The sequence below is a fragment of the Kitasatospora sp. NPDC092948 genome, from assembly GCF_044754805.1.
Lineage (GTDB): Bacteria > Actinomycetota > Actinomycetes > Streptomycetales > Streptomycetaceae > Kitasatospora.
This window is the reverse complement of sequence record NZ_JBIVPU010000003.1, coordinates 598,138-617,863: the sequence shown is the minus strand read 5'-3', so window position 1 is coordinate 617,863 and position 19,726 is coordinate 598,138. Positions and strand designations below refer to the sequence as shown.

The window sequence follows — 19,726 nt, the reverse complement described above, 5'->3', positions numbered from 1 at the left end:
GGCGCGCCGCGCCGTCAGTGACCCGACGGCGTGGCCGAGCCGGAGCCGTCGGCGCCCGCCGAGAGCGACGCCGAGCCCGTCCCGGACGCCGACGCGGAGCCGGAGCCCGAGCCGGACGGCGATCCGGTGGCCGAACCGCTGGGCGACCCGCCCGTGCTCGGCGAACCGGTGCCGCCGGGCTCCGGCGGGGCGGTGGCGCCGGGCGTGCCGGGCTGCGGGTCCGGCGAGGCCGAGCCGCCGGGCGCCGGGGTGCCCGGGGCCGGGGTGGCCGGAGTGGTCGGAACCGGCGGGGGCGGCAGCGTGGACGGCTTGGCGGGCGCGATCCGCGACCCGCCGACCGGCACGTCCGGCACCTTCCAGGCGCCGCCCGCGTCGTCCGCCGAGCCGTCCGGGTCGGGCCGGACCGCGCCCAGGATCGGCATCGCGCCGACCTGCGACACCTTCACCACGTCGCCGGTGCGCGGGGCCTGCACGATCAGGCCGCCGCCGATGTACATCCCGATGTGGGTGGCGCCGCCGTAGTAGACCACCAGGTCGCCGGGGCGGATCTGGTTCAGCGGCACGTGCTGGAGCTGCGCCCACTGCTCCTGGCTGGTGCGCGGAATGGTTCGCCCCGCGTGCAGCCAGGCCTGCGAGGTGAGGCCCGAGCAGTCGAACACGTCCGGTCCGGCGCCGCCCCACACGTAGTCCTTGCCGAGCTGCTGGAGCGCCCAGGCCACCGCCTTGCGGCCCATCGCGGACGGCGTGCGCTCGCCCTTGCCGAGCGCGCCGGACGCCAGGAAGGCCAGCTGCGCCTGGTCGGCCTGCTGCTTCTCGATCGCCTCCAGCTCACTGCGCTCCGCGCCGGTGAGCGAGCCGACCAGGGTCTCCACGTCCGCCAGGCTCCTGGCCACGTCGTTCTTCTGCTGCTCCTGCTGGGTGGCCAGCGTCTGCGCGTCGGCCAGCGCCTGCTGCGCGGCCAGCTGCGCGGCGGCCAGCGTGTCCCGGTCGGCCTTCAGCCGTTCCAGGAACGCCTTCTGCGAGCGCCCGGCGGAGTCCAGCAACTGGGCCATCACCACCGCCTCGTACGGGTCCTTGGCCAGCAGCATTTCGGCGTACCCGGATATCTGGCTGTTGCGGTACTGCGCGGACGCCAGCTGGGCGGCCAGGTCGCTGCCGGCGTCCACCGCGTCCTGCTGGCGCGCCACCCGGGCGTTCAGGTCCTGGACGAGGGCCTGCTGCTCGGCGAGCCGGGCCACCGTGCCGTTGTACTGCTCGGTGGCGGCCTCGGCCTGCTGGTAGAGGGTGTGCAGCTGCTCCAGCAGCGGGCCCAGGGTCCGCTTGGCGTCGGCCAGCGGGTCGTTCCCGGCGGAGACCGTCGGCACGGCGACCGGGTCCGGCGCGGCGTACGCGGCGGAGGCGAACGGCAGGGCCAGTGCGGCGACGGCGAGCACCGCCCCGCACCGCAGCGCGGCCCGCACCCACGGCCGCATTCCGGACGATTCCGCGCGCTGCCCTGCCCCCATCGGCCGGCCCTCCCCTGATTCTCCGTCGGCGATCGGAGCGATCCTGTCATGCGGAAGGGGGGTTCCGGCAGGTGTCCCGGGGGGCGCGAAGTGAATTCTCATCGGCGCGGAAGTGTGACAACACTCTCAACAACTCCCGCGATCTCCATGGAAAACCGACGGTCCGGCAACTCGCACGCCACTCTGGGAACCGCAACTCCGTGCCGAGTTAACCTCCCGTTCACCATGGCTTCCTACGGTCGCCCAGGACAGCAACGTCAGTCCGACCACTTCGACGATTGTTTGGGTATGGAACACATCACGTTCCTGGTGGCCGTTGTGATCATCACGGCGCTCGCCTTCGACTTCACGAACGGCTTCCACGACACCGCCAACGCGATGGCCACCTCCATCGCCACCGGCGCCCTCAAGCCCAAGGTCGCCGTGGCCATCGCCGCGGTGCTGAACTTCGCCGGCGCCTTCCTCTCGGTGAAGGTGGCGACCACCATCTCCGGTGGCATCGTCAACGAGAAGGCCGGACTGCAACCCTCGATCATCTTCGCCGCCCTGGTCGGCGCGATCCTGTGGAACCTGCTGACCTGGCTGAAGGGCCTGCCCTCGTCCTCCTCCCACGCCCTGTACGGCGGCCTGATCGGCGCGACCGTGGTCGGCGCGGGCATCGGCGGCGTCAACTTCAGCGTCGTGGTCTCCAAGATCCTGATCCCGGCGGTGGCCTCCCCGATCATCGCCGGCGTGGCCTCCTGGGGCGCCACCAAGATCGCCTACCTGATCGCCGGCAGCAGCCCGAAGAAGAGCACCGAGAAGGGCTTCCGCCGGGGACAGATCTTCTCCTCCTCGCTGATCTCGCTGGCGCACGGCACCAACGACGCGCAGAAGACCATGGGCATCATCACGCTGACCCTGATCTCGGCCGGCCAGCTGCACAAGGGCGACGGCCCGCCGACCTGGGTGATCATCAGCGCCGGTCTGGCGATCGCGCTCGGCACCTACATGGGCGGCTGGCGGATCATCCGCTCGATGGGCTCCGGCCTGGCGGACATCCGGCCGCCGCAGGGCTTCGCCTCGGAGACCGCCGCCGCCACCGTGATCCTGACCTCCTCGCACATGGGCTACGGCCTGTCCACCACCCAGGTCTGCTCCGGCGGCATCATGGGCGCGGGCCTCGGCGGCCCGTCGGGCAAGCTGCGCTGGGGCATGGTCCGCCGCATGGTCTACACCTGGGGCCTGACCCTGCCGGCCGCCGCCGTGGTGTCCGGCCTGGCCGCACTGATCGCCGACCAGGGCGACTGGGGCGTGGCCGTGGTCGGCGTGGCGCTGGTGCTCGGCGCCGGCTCGATGTGGCTGATCTCCCGCCGCCAGCCGGTGCACGCCGGCAACGTGAACCACGGCGACAGCGCCACGGTCGACCTGCCGCTCACCGGCGGCACCACCGGCCAGACCACCATCGCGGCCTGAGAGGACACCGAGCATGCACATCAAGTGGGCCGCACTGGCCGAGACCGCGGGCGTCAGCCTGGCCGTCACCCTCGCCGTCGTCACCGTCTTCGCCCTGGGCAACCTGGCGCTCTCCCGCCGCGAGGCGGCCGTCGAGGCCGGCACCGGCAAGGGCGTCCCGGCCCTGGTGGCCGCAGGCGTGTGCTTCGCCGCCTGCGCGGCGGCGGTGGCCTTCGGCATCTCACTGATCGCCGCCAAGTAGCACCGACACCACAAAGGGCCCCCGCCACCCCGGCGGGGGCCCTTCCGCACACCCGGGCCCGCCGCCGAAACACCCGCCCCTCACGGCCACCCGCACCACCGCCCCGCACAGCCTTCGCGGCCAACGCCCGCCCCGGCAACGACAAAGGGCTCCGCCAACCCGGCCCGGAGCCCTTCCCCACACCCCCGACGCCCCCGAGCCACACGGCACGCTCCGCCCCCGAGCCCCCACCCCTCACGGCCGCCCGCACCACCGCCTCCGACAAACGGCCCCACGCCCCGGCAGGGGCCCTCCCGCCCACCGGCCCCGGCAACGACACCGGATCCCCGCCAGCCCCGGCCAGCAGCCCTTCCGCACACCCGCGCCCGCGCCCGCGAACACCCTCCGCCTCCCGCAGACCGCCGCCCACCACCCACCACAGCCTTCGCGCCCCGGCAACGACAAAGGACCCGTCGACCCCGGGCGGGAGCCTTTCCGCACACCCCGACGGCCCGAGCCACACGGCACGCTCCGCCCCCGAGCCCCCCACCCCTCACGGCCGCCCGCACCACCACCTCCGACAAACGGCCCCACGCCCCGGCAGGCCGCGGCAACGGCGAAGGGCCCCCGCCAACCCCTGGCGGGAGCCCTTCTCGCATGTCGACGGCCGGTCGTCAGTCCGCGACCAGCGCCTCCACCGGCTTCGGGGCCGTGGCGTCCTCCGTGGCAGTGCGCAGCGGCACCTCGCGGATGAACAGCACCAGCAGGAAGCCGACCACGGCGAACGGGGCGGCGACCAGGAACACGGTGCCGACGCCGTGCCCGAACGCGTCGGTGACCAGCGGGACGATCCGCGCGGGCAGCTTGTGCAGGTCGGGGATGCCGTCGCCGCCGCCCGCCGCGGCCGGGAGGCCGGCCTTGGCGAAGTTCTCCGCCGTGTAGGAGGCGACCTTGTGGCCGAGCAGCGCGCCGAGCGCGGAGACGCCCATCGCGCCGCCCATGGTGCGGAAGAAGGTGACCACCGAGCTGGCCGCGCCGAGCTCGTGGCGCGGGACGGTGTTCTGCACCGCGAGGACCAGGTTCTGGCTGGTCAGGCCGAGGCCGACGCCGGCCACCGCCATGTAGAGGGCGAGCAGCGCGTACGAGGTGTCGGCCCGGGCGGTGCCCATCAGGCCGAGGCCGACGGCCAGCATGACGGTGCCGCCGACCAGGTAGCCCTTCCACTTGCCGTACTTGGTGATGAGCTTGCCGGCCACGGTGGAGGAGACCGCCAGGCCGAGGATCATCGGCAGGGTGAGCAGGCCGGCCTGGGTGGGGGTCTTCTCCTTGGCGAGCTGGAAGTACTGGCCGAGGAAGGTGGTGGTGCCGTACATGCCGACGCCGACGAACGCGGAGGCCAGCGAGGCGAGCGCGACGGTGCGGTGGCGGAACAGGCCGAGCGGGATCAGCGGTTCGGCGGCGCGCTGCTCGACGGCGACGAACAGCCCGGCCAGTGCCAGGCCGCCGAGCACCATCACCGCGGTCTGCCAGGACACCCAGTCGTAGTTCTTGCCGGCCAGCGAGATCCAGATCATCAGCAGGCTGACGGCGGCGGTGATCAGCACCGCGCCCAGGTAGTCGATCTTCGGCTTGCGGGCGGGCTGCTCGGGGAGCTTGAGGGTGCGCTGAAGCACCAGGATGGCGAGCACCGCGAACGGGATGCCGACGTAGAAGCACCAGCGCCAGCCGAGCCACGAGGTGTCCACGATGACGCCGCCGATCAGCGGGCCGCCGATGGTGGCGAGCGCGAAGACCGCGCCGAAGTAGCCGCTGTAGCGGCCGCGCTCGCGCGGGGAGACCATCGCGGCCAGGCAGATCTGGCCGAGCGCGATCACGCCGCCGGCGCCGATGCCCTGCAGCACGCGGCAGAAGATCAGCATGCCGATGCTCTGCGAGAGACCGGCCAGCGCCGAGGAGAGGACGTAGATCACCATGGCGATCTGGACCAGCAGCTTCTTGCTGACCAGGTCGGAGAGCTTGCCCCAGAGCGGGGTGGCGGCGGTGATCGACAGCAGGGCCGCGGTGACCACCCAGGTGTAGGCGGACTCACCGCCGTGCAGGTCGGAGAGGATCCGCGGAAGCGCGTTGGAGACGACCGTGGAGGACAGCACGGCCACGAACAGGCCGAGCAGCAGGCCCGAGAGGGCTTCGAGCACTTGACGGTGGGACATCTGGGTCTGAGGGGTGGTCGGGTGGGTCGTCGACATGCGCTTCCTTCGACTGAAGATTCGTTGCCTCAAGCAACTATACGTGGATAGTTGACTAAGACAACTTTCTTCAAGCCCAAGTAAAGAAACCCTCCCGACGCCCGGCTCAGACCCCCTCGGTCAGCTCGTTGAACCGCTCCAGCAGCCGCGCGAACTGCTCCAGCTCACCCAGCTCCCACGCCGACAGCGAGGCCCGGAAGCGCGCCATCCGCACCTCCCGGGCGGCCGCGAACCGCCGCTCGCCCTCCTCGGTCAGCGACACCAGCGAGGCCCGCCGGTCCAGCGGGTCGGTCTCCCGGCACAGCAGGCCCAGCTCCTCGATCGCCCGGATCTGCCGGCTCACCGTGGCCTTGCCCACACCGAAGTGCAGCCCGATGTCGGTCACCCGGGCCTGCCCGGACTCCCGGATGAAGGAGAGCAGCACGTACGCCCCGGCCTCCAGCTCGGGGTGCACCAGCCGGGAGACCTCGGAGGCCCGCGCCCGGCTGCGCCGGAACAGCGTCGCCACCTCGCGCTCGACCGCGAGAAATGCCAGTTCGGCGGCGTCCGGGTCCGCTACGGGGTCGTTCATGGCGCTCAGTATCGCGCAGGCGGCGCATCCACCGGCGCGCAACTGTTTCATGATATTAAGTATCCGATTTGCGTACTGATACCGGATTGATAGGGAGATGCCCCGCATGGCAGAGCCTGCAAAGGGATTCGTCAACGAGCTCAAGGACGCGGTGACCCCACGCGCGTTCCTCCTGGTCGTCGCCGTCCTGCTGCTCCAGCTCGGCTTCATCACCTCGTACGTGGGCGCGCTCCACCAGCCGAAGCCGCACCAGCTGTCCATCGCCGTGGTCGCCCCGCCGGAGATCGCCCCGAAGCTGACGGCGGCCCTGGAGTCCGTCCCGAACGACGCGGTGCGTGCCTCCGTCGAACCCGACGCGGAGACCGCGAAGGCCCGGATCAAGGACCAGAAGATCTACGCGGCCTGGGTGTTCGACCCGGCCGGCACCCAGGACACCCTGCTGGTCGCGGACGCCCGCGGCCCGGCCGCGTCCGGCGCCGCCGAGCTGATCGTCACCAAGGTGGCGGCCGCCCAGCACCGCACCGTCGAGGTGCAGGACACCATTCCGCTGGCCGCCGGCGACGGCAAGGGCCTGTCCAGCTTCTACCTGGTGGTCGGCTGGTGCGTCGGCGGCTACCTGGTCGCCTCGATCCTCGGCGTCAGCGCCGGCGCGCGCCCCGCCAACACCAGCCGGGCCACTCTGCGTCTCGGCACCCTGGCGCTGTACTCGGTGGCCGCGGGCCTCGGCGGCACGCTGATCACCGGCCCGATCCTGAACGCGCTGCCCGGCTCGATCCTGGCACTGAGCGCGATCGGCGCACTGGTGGTGTTCTCGGTCGGCGCGGTCACCATGGCGATGCAGTGCCTGTTCGACATCATCGGCATCGGCCTGGCCGTGCTGGTCTTCGTGGTGCTGGGCAACCCCAGCGCGGGCGGCGTCTACCCGCCGCCGCTGCTGCCGGCGTTCTGGCGGGCGATCGGCGAGTGGATCCCGAACGGCGCCGGCACCTCGGCCACCCGCTCCATCGCCTACCTCGGCTCGTCCGCCATGGCGATGCCGCTGACGGTGCTGGCGGTCTGGGCCGCCCTCGGCGTCGCGGTGACCTTCGTCGCAGCGGCCCGCCGGCCGCTCTTCGGCCGCCCCGCCCCGACGGAGGCGTGAGCGGCCGGCACGGACGGGGCGGGGGTCAGACCCGCTCGGGCTCCCGCCCCTGTTCGTCGCTGTCCGTACGGTCGGACAACCGGGTGAACACGAAGCGATTCATCGCCCAGTAGCGGAACACCATCGCCACCAGGGTGCCGATGATCATGCCGCTGGTGAAGTCCGCGACTTCCTGGGTGAACCGGCTGACGTCCGGGAAACGCAGGTCGAACACGTAGCGCGAGACCGCCAGCGGGATGTCGTTCACACCCACCGCGATGGCGCTGACCACCATGAACAGCGCCGCCTCGCGCTGCTTGCCGGCCGCCCGGAACGACCACTGCCGGTTCCACACGTACGACACCACGGTGGCCAGGGCGGTCGCGACCGTCAGGGCGATGACCGGCTTGGACTCCAGCACGGTCGTCTTCAGGGCGAAGTTGATCACCATAGTGATCAGGAAGCAGGTTCCTCCGACCACGAGGAACTTCACCAGCTTGCGGTGTTTGACCAGGAACGGACGGATCGGCTCCGGGACAGCTGTCAACACGCGCTGCGTAGGGGACGGCATGCGGGAAGTCTGCCACGGGCCCGGATCGGCAACCACCAGAAGCCCTCGGAGTTGACACGCCGAGGGCTTCCGGCCCGGTCAAGCCGCCGCGACCAGCACCTCTGCCGGTTCGAGCGCCAACCGCAGCACCTCCCGGACGTCGGCGACGGCGTACACCGTGAGCCGCTCCAGCACCTCGGCGGGGACGTCGTCCAGGTCCGCCTCGTTGCGCTTCGGAATGATCACCGTGGTGACCCCGGCCCGGTCCGCGGCCAGCAGCTTCTGCTTGACCCCGCCGATCGGGAGCACCCGGCCGGTCAGCGACACCTCGCCGGTCATCGCCACATCGGTGCGCACCTTGCGCCCCGACAGCAGCGAGGCCAGTGCCGTGGTCATCGTGATGCCCGCGCTCGGACCGTCCTTCGGCACCGCGCCGGCCGGCACGTGCAGGTGGATGCCCCGCTCGCGCAGGCCCGTCACCGGCAGCTCCAGCTCGGCGCCGCGCGAGCGCAGGTAGGAGAGCGCGATGTGCGCCGACTCCTTCATCACGTCGCCCAGCTGCCCGGTCAGCGTCAGCCCGGTCGAGCCGGTCTCCGCGTCCGCCAGCGACGCCTCGATGTAGAGGACGTCACCGCCGGCCCCGGTCACCGCCAGGCCGGTCGCCACCCCGGGCACCGCGGTGCGGCGCTCGGCCGGCTCCTGCGCCGACTCCGGCACGTGGTGCGGCCGGCCCAGCAGCGCCCGCAGGTCGTCCCCGCCGATCGCGGCCGGCAGCTCGCGCTCGCCCAGCTCGGTCTGCGCCGCGACCTTGCGCAGGATCCGCGCGATCGCCCGCTCCAGGTTCCGGACGCCCGCCTCCCGGGTGTACTCGGCGGCGAGCCGGCGCAGCGCCTGCTCGTCCACCGTCAGCTGCTCCGCGGCCAGGCCCGCCTTGGCGAGCTGCCGGGGCAGCAGGTGGTCCCGGGCGATGGCGACCTTCTCGTCCTCGGTGTAGCCGTCCAGCCGGACCACGTCCATCCGGTCCAGCAGCGGCTCCGGGATCGCCTCCATGACGTTGGCGGTGGCCAGGAACACCACGTCGGACAGGTCGAGCTCGACCTCCAGGTAGTGGTCCCGGAAGGTGTGGTTCTGCGCCGGGTCCAGCACCTCCAGCAGCGCCGCCGCCGGGTCGCCCCGGTAGTCCGAGCCGACCTTGTCGATCTCGTCCAGCAGCACCACCGGGTTCATCGTCCCGGCCTCCTTGATCGCCCGGACGATCCGGCCGGGGATCGACCCCACGTACGTCCGCCGGTGGCCGCGGATCTCCGCCTCGTCCCGGACGCCGCCGAGCGCCACCCGGACGAACGACCGGCCCATCGCCCTCGCCACCGACTCGCCCAGCGAGGTCTTGCCGACGCCGGGCGGCCCGACCAGCGCCAGCACCGCGCCGCCCCGGCGGCCGCCGATCTGCCCGAGCCCCTGGTCGGCCCGGCGCTTGCGCACCGCCAGGTACTCGACGATGCGGTCCTTCACGTCCGCCAGCCCGTTGTGGTCGGCGTCCAGCACCGCCCGGGCACCGGCCAGGTCGTACGCGTCCTCGGAGCGCTCGTTCCAGGGCAGTTCGAGCACGGTGTCCAGCCAGGTGCGGATCCACGAGCCCTCGGGCGACTGGTCGCTGGAGTGCTCCAGCTTGTCGACCTCCTTGAGCGCCGCCTCCCGGACCTTCTCCGGCAGATCGGCCGCCTCCACCCGGGCCCGGTAGTCGTCCTCCTCGGAGCCCGCCTCGCCGTTCAGCTCGGCCAGCTCCTTGCGGACGGCCTCCAGCTGGCGGCGCAGCAGGAACTCCTTCTGCTGCTTGGCGACGCCCTCCTCGACGTCCTTGCGGATGGAGTCGTTGACCTCCTCCTCCGCGAGGTGGTCGCGCAGCAGGCCCAGCGCGTACTCCAGCCGGGCCGGGCGGTCGGCCTCCAGCAGCACCTTCAGCTTCTGTTCGGCGGTGGCGAACGGCGCGTACCCGATGTTGTCCGCGAGGTCGCCGATGTCCTCGATCGCGGCCATCCGGTCGACGATCTGCCACGCCCCTCGTCGGCGCAGCCAGGTCGTCGACAGGGCCTTGTACTCCTTGACCAGCTCGGCCGCCCGGCCGGCCACCGGCAGCCCCGGGTCGGACTCCTGGAACGGCGTGGTCTCCACCCACAGCGCCGCCCCCGGGCCGGTCGTCCCCCGGCCGATCCGCACCCGTCGTACGGCCCGCACCAGCGCCGCCGGGTCTCCGTCGGCCAGCCGCCCCACCTGTTCGACCGTCGCCAGCGCACCCACCGCCGCGTACGAGCCGTCCAGCCGCGGCACCAGCAGCACCTGCGGCTTCCCCCCGCTGCTCCCCGCCCTGGCCGCCTCCACGGCGGCCCTCACCTCCGGATCCGAGAGTTCCAGCGGGACCACCATGCCGGGAAGCACCACTTCGTCGTCGAGCGGCAGCACAGGCAGAGTGAGCGGAACGGACGTCGATGCCATGATCTCTCCCCAGTCAGTGAAGTTGAGTCGACCTGACTAAGGCCTGGGCGCCGACGATTGTTCCCCGCATCACGTTCACCCTGAGCGAAGGGGCTGCCACCAGGGGCGCGCCGCTACGAGGAGGCCGCCACCGTCTCCCACACCCGCACCCGCTCCGGCCCCCGCGGCCCGCGCCCGCGTCGCAGCCACGGCCACATCCCGACGCCGAGCAGCAGCGCCGCCGGATGCCCGACCGAGGTCACCAGATCCGGGTCGGTGAGCAGCTGGTGCCCGATCAGCGCCAGCCCGGCGCCGAGCGCGACGGCCCGCCCGGGCCACCGCAGCAGCCCGGCCAGCCCGCCGAGCGAGGCCAGCACCCCGTAGCTGACGCCGATGTCCATCGCGTCCAGCACATCGGGCGCAGCCGCCCCACCCGCCACGGAGGCCACCGCCACCCCCTGCGAGAGCAGCGTCGCGCCGATGTGCCCGGCCCCGAAGACGCCGAGGGCACGAAGTCCGCCGGCCCGCCGTTCCAGGGGTGCGACGGTGAGGAGGAAGGCCCAGAAGTAGGGCATCCACACCGACCCGGCGCCCCACAGCCCGCTGCCGACCAGCGCGACCAGGGGGTGCATCACCAGGTTGTGCGCGTCGGTGGAGGACAGTTCCTGGAGCCGGTGGACCGTCTCCGGGTCGCCGAAGTGGGCGTAGGTCGTGGTGCCGAGCAGCAGGGCGAGGTAACCGAGTGCGAACGGGTTGGTCCGGGGGGTGGGGACGGCACGCAGGCCTGGCCGGATGAGTCGTCGTCGCAGTTCCGCGCTGGTCATGGTGCCTCCCGAACGCTTCGTCGGGGCCACGATACGGGTGGCAGGTGAGAGGTGTCTGCGGAAGTCCTGTGAAGACCGTTGGCCGTGCATATGCCGCTCGCACACGTACCGTTACAGGTCGCAAGTGCTGCGGGTAAGGTACTGGCCTGCCCGTCCGAACGGGGACCTGCCAAACATGACAGTCCGCGGCCGGAAACCTCCGGTCCGCCCTCCGGGGCGGGGACGGCGTCCGTACGCTGCCAGGAGCAGCACCGGCGGGCGGGGCAGCAGCCCACGACGGAACAAGACGACTACGAAGCGGAGCCCGCCGTCCCCACAGGCGGCCGGCCCGCAGCCCTGGGGGCGGTGGCGTGACCGTGACAGAGATTCAGCAAGAGACGATCAGCAGTGGCCCGGTGGGCACCCAGCGACGGGTGCTCGTGGTGGAGGACGAGCCGACCATCGCGGAGTCGATCGCGGCCCGCCTGGGGGCCGAGGGCTTCAAGGTGGCGGTGGCCCACGACGGTCCGGGCGCGGTGGACGGGTTCCACACCTGGCAGCCCGACCTGGTGGTGCTCGACATCATGCTGCCGGGCTTCGACGGCCTCGAGGTGTGCCGCCGGATCCAGGCCCAGCGCCCGGTGCCGGTGCTGATGCTGACCGCGCGGGACGACGAGACGGACCTGCTGGTGGGTCTGGGCGTCGGCGCGGACGACTACATGACCAAGCCGTTCTCGATGCGCGAGCTGGCGGCCCGGGTGAACGTGCTGCTGCGCCGGGTGGAGCGCGCCCAGCAGGCGGCCCGCACACCGGCGCTCGGCAGCCTGCGCTTCGGCGAACTGGAGATCGACCACGTCCAGCGCCGGGTCCGGCTGGGTTCGGGCGACGTCCACCTGACGCCGACCGAGTTCGACCTGCTGGCATGCCTGGCGGCGCAGCCGCGCGCGGTGCTGACCCGCGAGCAGCTGCTGGCCGAGGTGTGGGACTGGACCGACGCGTCCGGCACCCGCACGGTCGACAGCCACGTGAAGGCGCTGCGCCGGAAGATCGGTGCGAGCTGGATCCGCACGGTGCACGGCGTGGGGTACGCGTTGGAGGCCCCGCTGTCCTGACCGGACGCCGCCGGCCGGGCCTCCGGGGGGCCCGCGGGCATCCGAGCAGACAACGGGGACGAGTCCTTGGGGACGTCATGACCTTTCCGCAGCAACGCAACGGGGAAGCCGCACCGGCCCCGCGGCCCCCGCTGGCGGTGCGCGCCGCGCGCCGGGTGTGGGCCGACATCCGCCCGTTCGACCCGGTGCGCTCGGTCAAGGGCAAGCTGGCGATGCTGGTGGTCGTCTCGGTGGTGCTGGCCACCGGCATGGTGGTGGTGGCGATCCGGTCGGAGACCCAGATCCGGATCATCATGATCTTCTCGCTGATCGCCTCGCTGCTGTTCATGCAGTTCCTGGCGAACGGCCTGACCGCGCCGCTCAGGGACATGACGGCGGCGGCCCGGTCGATGGCCGAGGGCGACTACAGCGCCCGGGTGCACGTGTCCTCCCGGGACGAGATCGGCGAACTGGCCGACACCTTCAACCGGATGGCGGGCGATCTGGAGGCCGCCGACCGACACCGCCGCGAGCTGATCGCCAACGTCTCGCACGAGCTGCGCACGCCGATCGCGGCGCTGCGCGGCCTGCTGGAGAACGTGGTGGACGGCGTGGTGAAGCCGGATCCGAAGAACCTGGGCACCGCGCTGGAGCAGACCGAGCGCCTGGGCCGGCTGGTCACCCACCTGCTGGACCTGTCGAAGCTGGACGACGGCGTGGTCCCGCTGGACTGCCGCCCGTTCCAGGTGCGGGAGTTCCTGGACGGCGTGCTGCGGGGCGTGACGGTGGACGGCGCGACGGCGGGCGGTGCGTACGCCCGGCGCGAGGACGTTCGACTGGCGCTCGACGTGCAGCCGTCCGACCTGTCGGCGGTGGCCGACGCGGAGCGGCTGCACCAGGTGGTGGCCAATCTGGTGGACAACGCCTGCAAGCACTCGCCGGCCGGCGGCACCGTGACGGTGCGGGCCCGGGCGGCGGAGGGCAGCGGGCTGCTGCTGGAGGTGGAGGACCAGGGCCCAGGCATTCCGCTCGCCGACCGGGAACGGGTGTTCGAGCGGTTCGGCCGGAGCGGTTCGCCGACCGCGCTCGGCCCGGGCAGTGACGGCGGGACCGGCCTCGGGCTGGCCATCGCCCGCTGGGCCGTCGACCTGCACGGCGGCCGGATCCGGGTGGCGGAGGCCCCCGCGGGCTGCCTGATCGAGGTCACTCTGCCGAGTGAGAGCGTCGTCGCCGCCTAGTTTGTGGCGGAACCGGTACAAACCGCGTTCGAGGCCTGGCCGGGACGGTCAACGAACCGTCCCGGCCCGCCCGTTCGTCCGATTTTCACTCGGTATGGCAGCGATCGACCCGCCCGGGAGTTCCCTGATTTCCGGCATCTCTAACGCACAGTTCCAGCCAAAATCCGGTCCGACGATGTGATCTGGGCGACGCCTGCCCATCGGGGACTGCGCGATCACTGGTCGGAGGCGTAGCCTTAATCCCCGCTGTCCACCATCCCAAAAGGAAGCGGAAGAGGGCGGTTGCCCCGTGTCGCCACACCAAGAAACCCCCAGCTCGGCAAGCTCCACTGGCTTCGGCCCCAATGAGTGGCTCGTCGACGAGATCTACCAGCAGTACCTCCAGGACCCGGCCTCGGTCGACCGTGCCTGGTGGGACTTTTTCGCCGACTACAAGCCCGGTACCGAGGTGACTCCAGTGACCCAGGCCGCAACTCCGGTCGGCGCCCCGCCGGCCCCCGTTGCCGCTCCCGCTGCCGCTGCTCCGGCCGCGGCCGCCCCCGCCGCTCCGGCCGCCGCTCCGGCGCCCGCGCAGCCGGTGGCTGCCCCGGCGCCGCTGGCCGCCGCTCCCGCCGCCCCGCCCGCGCCGAAGGTCGCGGCGCCGGCCGCCGCCCCGGCGCCGGCCGCCGCGGAGGGCCCGCAGCTGGTGCAGCTGCGCGGCCCGTCCAAGGCCGTGGCGTCGAACATGGATGCTTCGCTGGAGGTTCCGACCGCCACCTCGGTGCGCGCGGTGCCCGCCAAGCTGCTGATCGACAACCGCATCGTCATCAACAACCACCTGCAGCGCGCCCGCGGCGGCAAGGTCTCCTTCACCCACCTGATCGGCTACGCGCTGGTCCAGGCCGTGAAGGCCAACCCGGGCATGAACTACAGCTACAAGGTGGAGGACGGCAAGTCCTACCTGGTGAAGCCCGAGCACGTGAACCTGGGCCTCGCCATCGACCTGGTCAAGCCGAACGGCGACCGCCAGCTGGTCGTCGCGGCCATCAAGAAGGCCGAGACGCTCGACTTCTTCGGCTTCTGGCAGGCCTACGAGGACATCGTCCGCCGGGCCCGCGCCAACAAGCTGACCATGGACGACTTCACCGGCGTCACGGTCTCGCTGACCAACCCGGGCGGCATCGGCACCGTGCACTCCGTGCCGCGCCTGATGCAGAACCAGGGCACCATCGTCGGCGTCGGCGCGATGGAGTACCCGGCCGAGTTCCAGGGCTCCTCCCCGGAGACCCTGGCCCGCCTGGGCGTCTCCAAGATCATGACGCTCACCTCGACCTACGACCACCGGGTCATCCAGGGCGCGGCCTCGGGCGAGTTCCTGCGCTCGATCCACCAGCTGCTGCTGGGCGCGAACAACTTCTACGACGAGGTGTTCGAGGCCCTGCGGATCCCGTACGAGCCCGTGCGCTGGGCCACCGACGTGGCGACCACGCACGACGACGAGGTCAACAAGACCGCGCGCGTCATGGAGCTCATCCACTCCTACCGGGTCCGCGGCCACCTGATGGCCGACACCGACCCGCTGGAGTACATGCAGCGCAAGCACCCCGACCTGGACGTCACCACGCACGGCCTCACCCTGTGGGACCTGGAGCGCGAGTTCGCGGTCGGCGGCTTCGGCGGCCAGAAGATGATGAAGCTCCGCGACATCCTCGGCCTGCTGCGCAACACGTACTGCCGCACCGTCGGCATCGAGTACATGCACATCCAGGACCCGGCGCAGCGCAAGTGGCTGCAGGAGCGCCTGGAGAAGCCGTACACCAAGCCGGAGCGCGAGGAGCAGCTGCGCGTCCTGCGCCGGCTGAACTCGGCCGAGGCGTTCGAGACCTTCCTGCAGACCAAGTACGTCGGGCAGAAGCGTTTCTCGCTGGAGGGCGGCGAGTCGCTCATCCCGCTGCTGGACGCCACCATCGACGCCGCCGCCGAGCACCGCCTCGACGAGGCCGTCATCGGCATGGCGCACCGCGGCCGCCTGAACGTGCTGGCGAACATCGTCGGCAAGCCGTTCGGCAAGATCTTCGGCGAGTTCGAGGGCAACCTCGACCCGAAGTCGATGCACGGCTCGGGCGACGTGAAGTACCACCTGGGCTCGGAGGGCACCTTCACCGGCCTGGACGGCGAGACCATCAAGGTGTCGCTGGCCGCGAACCCGTCCCACCTGGAGACGGTCGACCCGGTCGTCGAGGGCATCGCCCGCGCCAAGCAGGACATCCTGGACTTCGGCGGCACGACCTTCCCGGTGCTGCCGATCCAGATCCACGGCGACGCGGCCTTCGCGGGCCAGGGCGTGGTCGCGGAGACCCTGAACATGTCGCAGCTGCGCGGCTACCGCACCGGCGGCACCGTGCACATCGTGGTCAACAACCAGGTCGGCTTCACCGCCGCCCCGACCTCCTCGCGCTCGTCGATGTACTGCACCGACGTGGCCCGGATGATCGAGGCGCCGATCTTCCACGTGAACGGCGACGACCCGGAGGCCGTGGTCCGCGTCGCGCGGCTCGCCTTCGAGTTCCGCCAGGCGTTCCACAAGGACGTCGTGATCGACCTCATCTGCTACCGCCGCCGCGGTCACAACGAGGCCGACAACCCGTCGTTCACCCAGCCGCTGATGTACGACCTGATCGACAAGAAGCGTTCGGTGCGCAAGCTGTACACCGAGGCGCTGATCGGTCGCGGCGACATCACCATGGAAGAGGCGGAGCAGGCGCTCCAGGACTTCCAGGGCCAACTGGAGAAGGTCTTCGCGGAGGTCCGCGAGGCCACCGCCGCCCCGGCCCCGGCCGAGACCGGCCGTCCGGTCGCGAACTTCCCGGTGGCCATCCAGACCGGCATCTCCGCCGAGATGATCAAGCGGATCGCCGCCTCGCAGGTCAACCTGCCGGACTGGCTGACCGTCCACCCGCGTCTGCTGCCGCAGTTGCAGCGCCGCGCCGCCTCGGTCGAGGACAACACCATCGACTGGGCGACCGGCGAGGCGCTCGCCATCGGCTCGCTGCTGATGGAGGGCCACCCGGTCCGCCTGGCCGGCCAGGACTCCCGCCGCGGCACCTTCGGCCAACGCCACGCGGTGCTGATCGACCGGAACACCGGCGAGGACTACACCCCGCTGATGTACCTGACCGAGGACCAGGCCCGCTTCACCGTCTACGACTCGCTGCTCAGCGAGTACGCGGCGATGGGCTTCGAGTACGGCTACTCGCTGACCCGCCCGAACGCGCTGGTCATGTGGGAGGCGCAGTTCGGCGACTTCGTCAACGGCGCGCAGACCATGGTCGACGAGTACATCGCGTCCGCCGAGCAGAAGTGGGGCCAGCACTCCGGCGTCACCCTGCTGCTGCCGCACGGCATGGAGGGCCAGGGCCCGGACCACTCGTCCGCCCGCCCGGAGCGCTTCCTGGCGCTGTGCGCGCAGGACAACATGACGGTCGCGATGCCGACCCTGCCGTCGAACTACTTCCACCTGCTGCGCTGGCAGGCGCACAACCCGCACCACAAGCCGCTGGTCGTCTTCACCCCGAAGTCGATGCTGCGTCTGAAGGCTGCGGCGTCCTCGGCGTCCGAGTTCACCAGCGGCTCGTTCCGCCCGGTGATCGGCGACAGCACGGTGGACCCGGCGCAGGTCCGCAAGGTGGTCATCACCTCCGGCAAGTTCTACTACGACCTGGAGGCGGCCCGGACCGACCGCGGCGTCACCGACACCGCGATCGTCCGCGTCGAGCGCCTGTACCCGCTGCCGATCGCGGAGCTCCAGGAGGAGCTGGCCCGCTACGGCGAGGGCGTCCAGTTCGTCTGGGCGCAGGAGGAGCCGGCCAACCAGGGCGCCTGGCCGTTCATCGCGATGAACCTGGTCGACCACCTGCAGGTCGTCATCGGCCGCTCCGCCAACAGCGGCGCCCGGCTGCGCCGCGTCGCCCGCACGGCCTCCTCGGCCCCCGCGGTCGGCTCGGCCAAGCGGCACACCGCCGAGCAGCAGGCCCTGGTCGACGAGGTGTTCGCGCTCTGACGCGCTGACGCCCGCCCGGCCCTGTCGGCCCCCGTCCCCGATCTCCGGGGGCGGGGGCCGCACCCGTTCCCGGGCGGCGCACTATCCTGAACGACGGCGTAGCAGAACCACCACCGGAGCGAGTAACCGTGTACTTCACCGACCGCGGCATCGAGGAGCTGGAGAGCCGGCGAGGCGAGGAGGAGGTCACTTTCGAGTGGCTGGCCGAACGCCTGCGGGAGTTCGTGGACCTGAACCCGGACTTCGAGGTGCCGGTGGAGCGGCTGGCCACCTGGCTGGCCCGGCTGGACGACGAGGACGAGGACTGACGGACTGACGGACCGTCGGCCGTGCGGCCCGGGAGGCGATTTCGGCCTCCCGGGCCGTCGGTGTTCCGGGGCGCCCCTCGGGGTGGGGTCGGGGTCGACCGGGGGTCCGCTCCGGGTCCGGATCGGGGTCGGGCCGCCTTGACTTCCGCTCGACGCGATATATCGTAAATAGCAACGACGACGCGATACATCGCGTATGGGAGGACGGGGAGTCGGACATGTTCCAGCGGACGGTAGACAGCACCGAGACCATCACTTTCGACGAGGCCGTGCACATCCTGCACGTCCGGGCCGTCGACGGCGCAGTGAACGTGGTCCCCACCGAGGGACCGGCCCGCCTCGAAGTGGCCGCCCTGGAGGGCGAGCCGATCGAGGTCACCCTGCTCGACGGCGTGCTCACCGTCACCTACAAGGACCTCAGCTGGGCCCAGTTCGGCGAGGCCGCGAAGTCCGTGCAGACCGTGAAGTCGTACTTCTCCGGCCTGCGCCGCAAGCGCCGGGTCGAACTGACGGTGGCCGTCCCGGCCGCCGCCGCGATCAAGGTCGGCACGGTCTCCGCGCACGCCACCGTCTCCGGCATCTCCGGCGAGGTCGGCGTGCACGGCGCCAGCGGCGACACCACGCTGGTCGGGCTGACCGGCCAGGTCGCCGCCAACACCGTCTCCGGCGACGTGGACGCCGAGGGCCTGTCCGGCCGGCTGAAGGTCAACACGGTGTCCGGCGCGGTCACCCTGGTGGCCGGCAGCGCCACCCGGATCCGCGCCAACTCGGTGTCCGGCGCGGTCACCCTCGACCTGGACGCCGCCACCCCCACCGACATCGGCGTCACCACCGTGTCCGGCCCGGTCGGCGTCCGGCTGCCCTCGTTCGCCGACGCCAAGGTCGAGGCCGGCACCACCAGCGGCACCCTCTCCAGCGCGTTCGCCGAGCTCAGCGTCGGCGGCGGCTGGGGCTCCAAGAAGCTCTCCGGCCAGCTCGGCTCCGGCGCCGGCCGCCTCCAGGTGACCACCGTCACCGGCGCGGTCACCGTCCAGCGCCGTCCCGACGCCGAGGAGGACCGGCCGGCCAAGGAACTGACCTCCGGCCCGCTCGACCTGACCAAGGAGGCCTGAGATGACCCCGGTGTTCGGCCACGGGCGGCTCCGCCTGTACCTGCTGAAGCTGCTCGACGAGAGTCCCCGGCACGGGTACGAGGTGATCCGTCTGCTGGAGGAGCGCTTCCACGGCCTGTACGCGCCCTCCGCGGGCACCGTCTACCCGCGGCTCGCCAAGCTGGAGGCCGAGGGCCTGGTCAGCCACACCACCGAGGGCGGCCGCAAGGTCTACCGGCTCACCGACGCCGGGCGCGCCGAACTCGCCTCCCGCCAGGCCGAACTGACGGCCCTGGAGGCGGAGATCCACGACTCGGTCGGCCAGCTGGCCGGCGCCATCCGGCAGGACGTCCGGGACAGCGCCAAGGACCTGCGCGCCGAGCTGTGGCAGCAGGCCAAGGACACCCCGGCCGCCGCCGGCGACCCGTTCGCCACGCCCTGGCAGAACAAGGAGTCCTGGCAGCGCGCCAAGGAGCAGTTCACCCAGCTCAAGGCCGAGGCCAAGGAGCAGGCCCGGCGCGCCAAGGAGCAGGAGAAGGCCGCCCGGCAGCAGGCCCGGGCCGCCGAGGCGGAGGCCAAGCGGCTGCGCGAGCAGTCCAAGGCCGCCCGCACCGCCGCCCAGCAGGAGGCGCTGCGGCTCAAGCGCCGGATCGAGGAGCAGGTCCGCGAGCACACCTCGCACGGCGACTGGTCCACCGGCTTGGCCGAGGGTCTGGCCGAACTCACCCGGGGCCTCGGCTCGCTCGCCGACGCCGCCCGCTGGGGCCACCCCGAGACGGCGCCGGCCGCCGAGGAGCCCGTGCGGATCGACCTCGACAAGTCCGACACCGAGCTGCCGGGCTGGGCCCGCACCGACCCGGCCGGCGACCCGGCCCGCGAGCTGGAGCGCCTGCTCGACCGGTTCCGCGACCATGTCCGCGACACCGCCCGCGACCGCGGCGTGGACGCCGTCGGCCTGGCCCGCGCCCAGCAGGCGCTGTCCGCCGCCGTCCGCGCCCTGTACGGCCGCTGAGACCC

General features: G+C 72.0%; 15 protein-coding genes. 9 read left to right on the top strand and 6 right to left on the bottom strand.

From position 1 onward, the window contains the following. Positions 1–14: 14 nt before the first annotated feature. Complete coding sequence (locus ACIQF6_RS12305) at positions 15–1,472, bottom strand: NlpC/P60 family protein (RefSeq protein WP_400893450.1); 1,458 nt, start codon at positions 1,470–1,472, stop codon at positions 15–17. A 321-nt stretch (positions 1,473–1,793) separates the two neighbouring features. Here ACIQF6_RS12305 and ACIQF6_RS12300 point away from each other — a divergent pair, with 321 nt between their 5' ends. Both ACIQF6_RS12300 and ACIQF6_RS12295 read left to right on the top strand, forming a co-directional pair. After that, complete coding sequence (locus tag ACIQF6_RS12300; protein WP_400893448.1) at positions 1,794–2,960, top strand: anion permease; 1,167 nt, start codon at positions 1,794–1,796, stop codon at positions 2,958–2,960. A gap of 13 nt (positions 2,961–2,973) precedes the next feature. Beyond that, on the top strand, positions 2,974–3,201 hold the full coding sequence (locus tag ACIQF6_RS12295) for a hypothetical protein (protein WP_400893446.1): 228 nt from the start codon (positions 2,974–2,976) through the stop codon (positions 3,199–3,201). A 653-nt stretch (positions 3,202–3,854) separates the two neighbouring features. On the opposite strand, the gene ACIQF6_RS12290 is transcribed toward ACIQF6_RS12295, so the two are convergent. After that, positions 3,855–5,426, bottom strand: coding sequence for an MDR family MFS transporter (locus ACIQF6_RS12290; protein WP_400893444.1), 1,572 nt, complete (start codon positions 5,424–5,426; stop codon positions 3,855–3,857). Positions 5,427–5,532: 106 nt separating this feature from the next. Next, positions 5,533–5,997, bottom strand: coding sequence for a MarR family winged helix-turn-helix transcriptional regulator (locus tag ACIQF6_RS12285; RefSeq protein ID WP_400893441.1), 465 nt, complete (start codon positions 5,995–5,997; stop codon positions 5,533–5,535). 106 nt (positions 5,998–6,103) lie between these two features. On the opposite strand from ACIQF6_RS12285, the gene ACIQF6_RS12280 reads away from it, so the two are divergent. After that, positions 6,104–7,138 carry a DUF3533 domain-containing protein gene (locus ACIQF6_RS12280; RefSeq protein WP_400893439.1) on the top strand — a complete coding sequence of 345 codons (1,035 nt, stop codon included), beginning with the start codon at positions 6,104–6,106 and terminating at the stop codon, positions 7,136–7,138. A gap of 25 nt (positions 7,139–7,163) precedes the next feature. Here ACIQF6_RS12280 and ACIQF6_RS12275 read toward each other — a convergent pair whose 3' ends face one another. The 3 genes from ACIQF6_RS12275 to ACIQF6_RS12265 all read right to left on the bottom strand — a co-directional run bounded on the left by ACIQF6_RS12275 (position 7,164) and on the right by ACIQF6_RS12265 (position 10,963). After that, positions 7,164–7,667 (bottom strand): GtrA family protein, encoded by a 504-nt coding sequence (locus tag ACIQF6_RS12275; RefSeq protein WP_400893908.1) that lies wholly within the window; start codon positions 7,665–7,667, stop codon positions 7,164–7,166. 99 nt (positions 7,668–7,766) lie between these two features. Then, positions 7,767–10,160 carry an endopeptidase La gene (gene lon / locus ACIQF6_RS12270; RefSeq protein ID WP_400893437.1) on the bottom strand — a complete coding sequence of 798 codons (2,394 nt, stop codon included), beginning with the start codon at positions 10,158–10,160 and terminating at the stop codon, positions 7,767–7,769. Between the two features lie 113 nt (positions 10,161–10,273). Then, on the bottom strand, positions 10,274–10,963 hold the full coding sequence (locus ACIQF6_RS12265) for a rhomboid-like protein (protein WP_400893435.1): 690 nt from the start codon (positions 10,961–10,963) through the stop codon (positions 10,274–10,276). Positions 10,964–11,319: 356 nt separating this feature from the next. Here ACIQF6_RS12265 and ACIQF6_RS12260 point away from each other — a divergent pair, with 356 nt between their 5' ends. The 6 genes from ACIQF6_RS12260 (at position 11,320) to ACIQF6_RS12235 (ending at position 19,721) form a co-directional block, all read left to right on the top strand. Continuing rightward, the gene (locus ACIQF6_RS12260) at positions 11,320–12,054 is read left to right on the top strand and encodes a response regulator transcription factor (RefSeq protein ID WP_014138042.1); all 735 of its coding nucleotides are present in this window, start codon (positions 11,320–11,322) and stop codon (positions 12,052–12,054) included. A 77-nt stretch (positions 12,055–12,131) separates the two neighbouring features. Further along, positions 12,132–13,271, top strand: coding sequence for an ATP-binding protein (locus ACIQF6_RS12255; RefSeq protein ID WP_400893433.1), 1,140 nt, complete (start codon positions 12,132–12,134; stop codon positions 13,269–13,271). 289 nt (positions 13,272–13,560) lie between these two features. Further along, positions 13,561–17,310, top strand: coding sequence for a multifunctional oxoglutarate decarboxylase/oxoglutarate dehydrogenase thiamine pyrophosphate-binding subunit/dihydrolipoyllysine-residue succinyltransferase subunit (locus tag ACIQF6_RS12250; RefSeq protein ID WP_400893431.1), 3,750 nt, complete (start codon positions 13,561–13,563; stop codon positions 17,308–17,310). Positions 17,311–17,438: 128 nt separating this feature from the next. Beyond that, positions 17,439–17,618: a DUF6104 family protein gene (locus tag ACIQF6_RS12245; RefSeq protein ID WP_035866044.1), complete on the top strand. Its 180-nt coding sequence runs from the start codon at positions 17,439–17,441 to the stop codon at positions 17,616–17,618. Between the two features lie 218 nt (positions 17,619–17,836). Further along, complete coding sequence (locus ACIQF6_RS12240) at positions 17,837–18,730, top strand: DUF4097 family beta strand repeat-containing protein (RefSeq protein ID WP_400893429.1); 894 nt, start codon at positions 17,837–17,839, stop codon at positions 18,728–18,730. 1 nt (position 18,731) lies between these two features. Then, the gene (locus ACIQF6_RS12235; protein ID WP_400893427.1) at positions 18,732–19,721 is read left to right on the top strand and encodes a helix-turn-helix transcriptional regulator; all 990 of its coding nucleotides are present in this window, start codon (positions 18,732–18,734) and stop codon (positions 19,719–19,721) included. Positions 19,722–19,726: the final 5 nt, after the last annotated feature.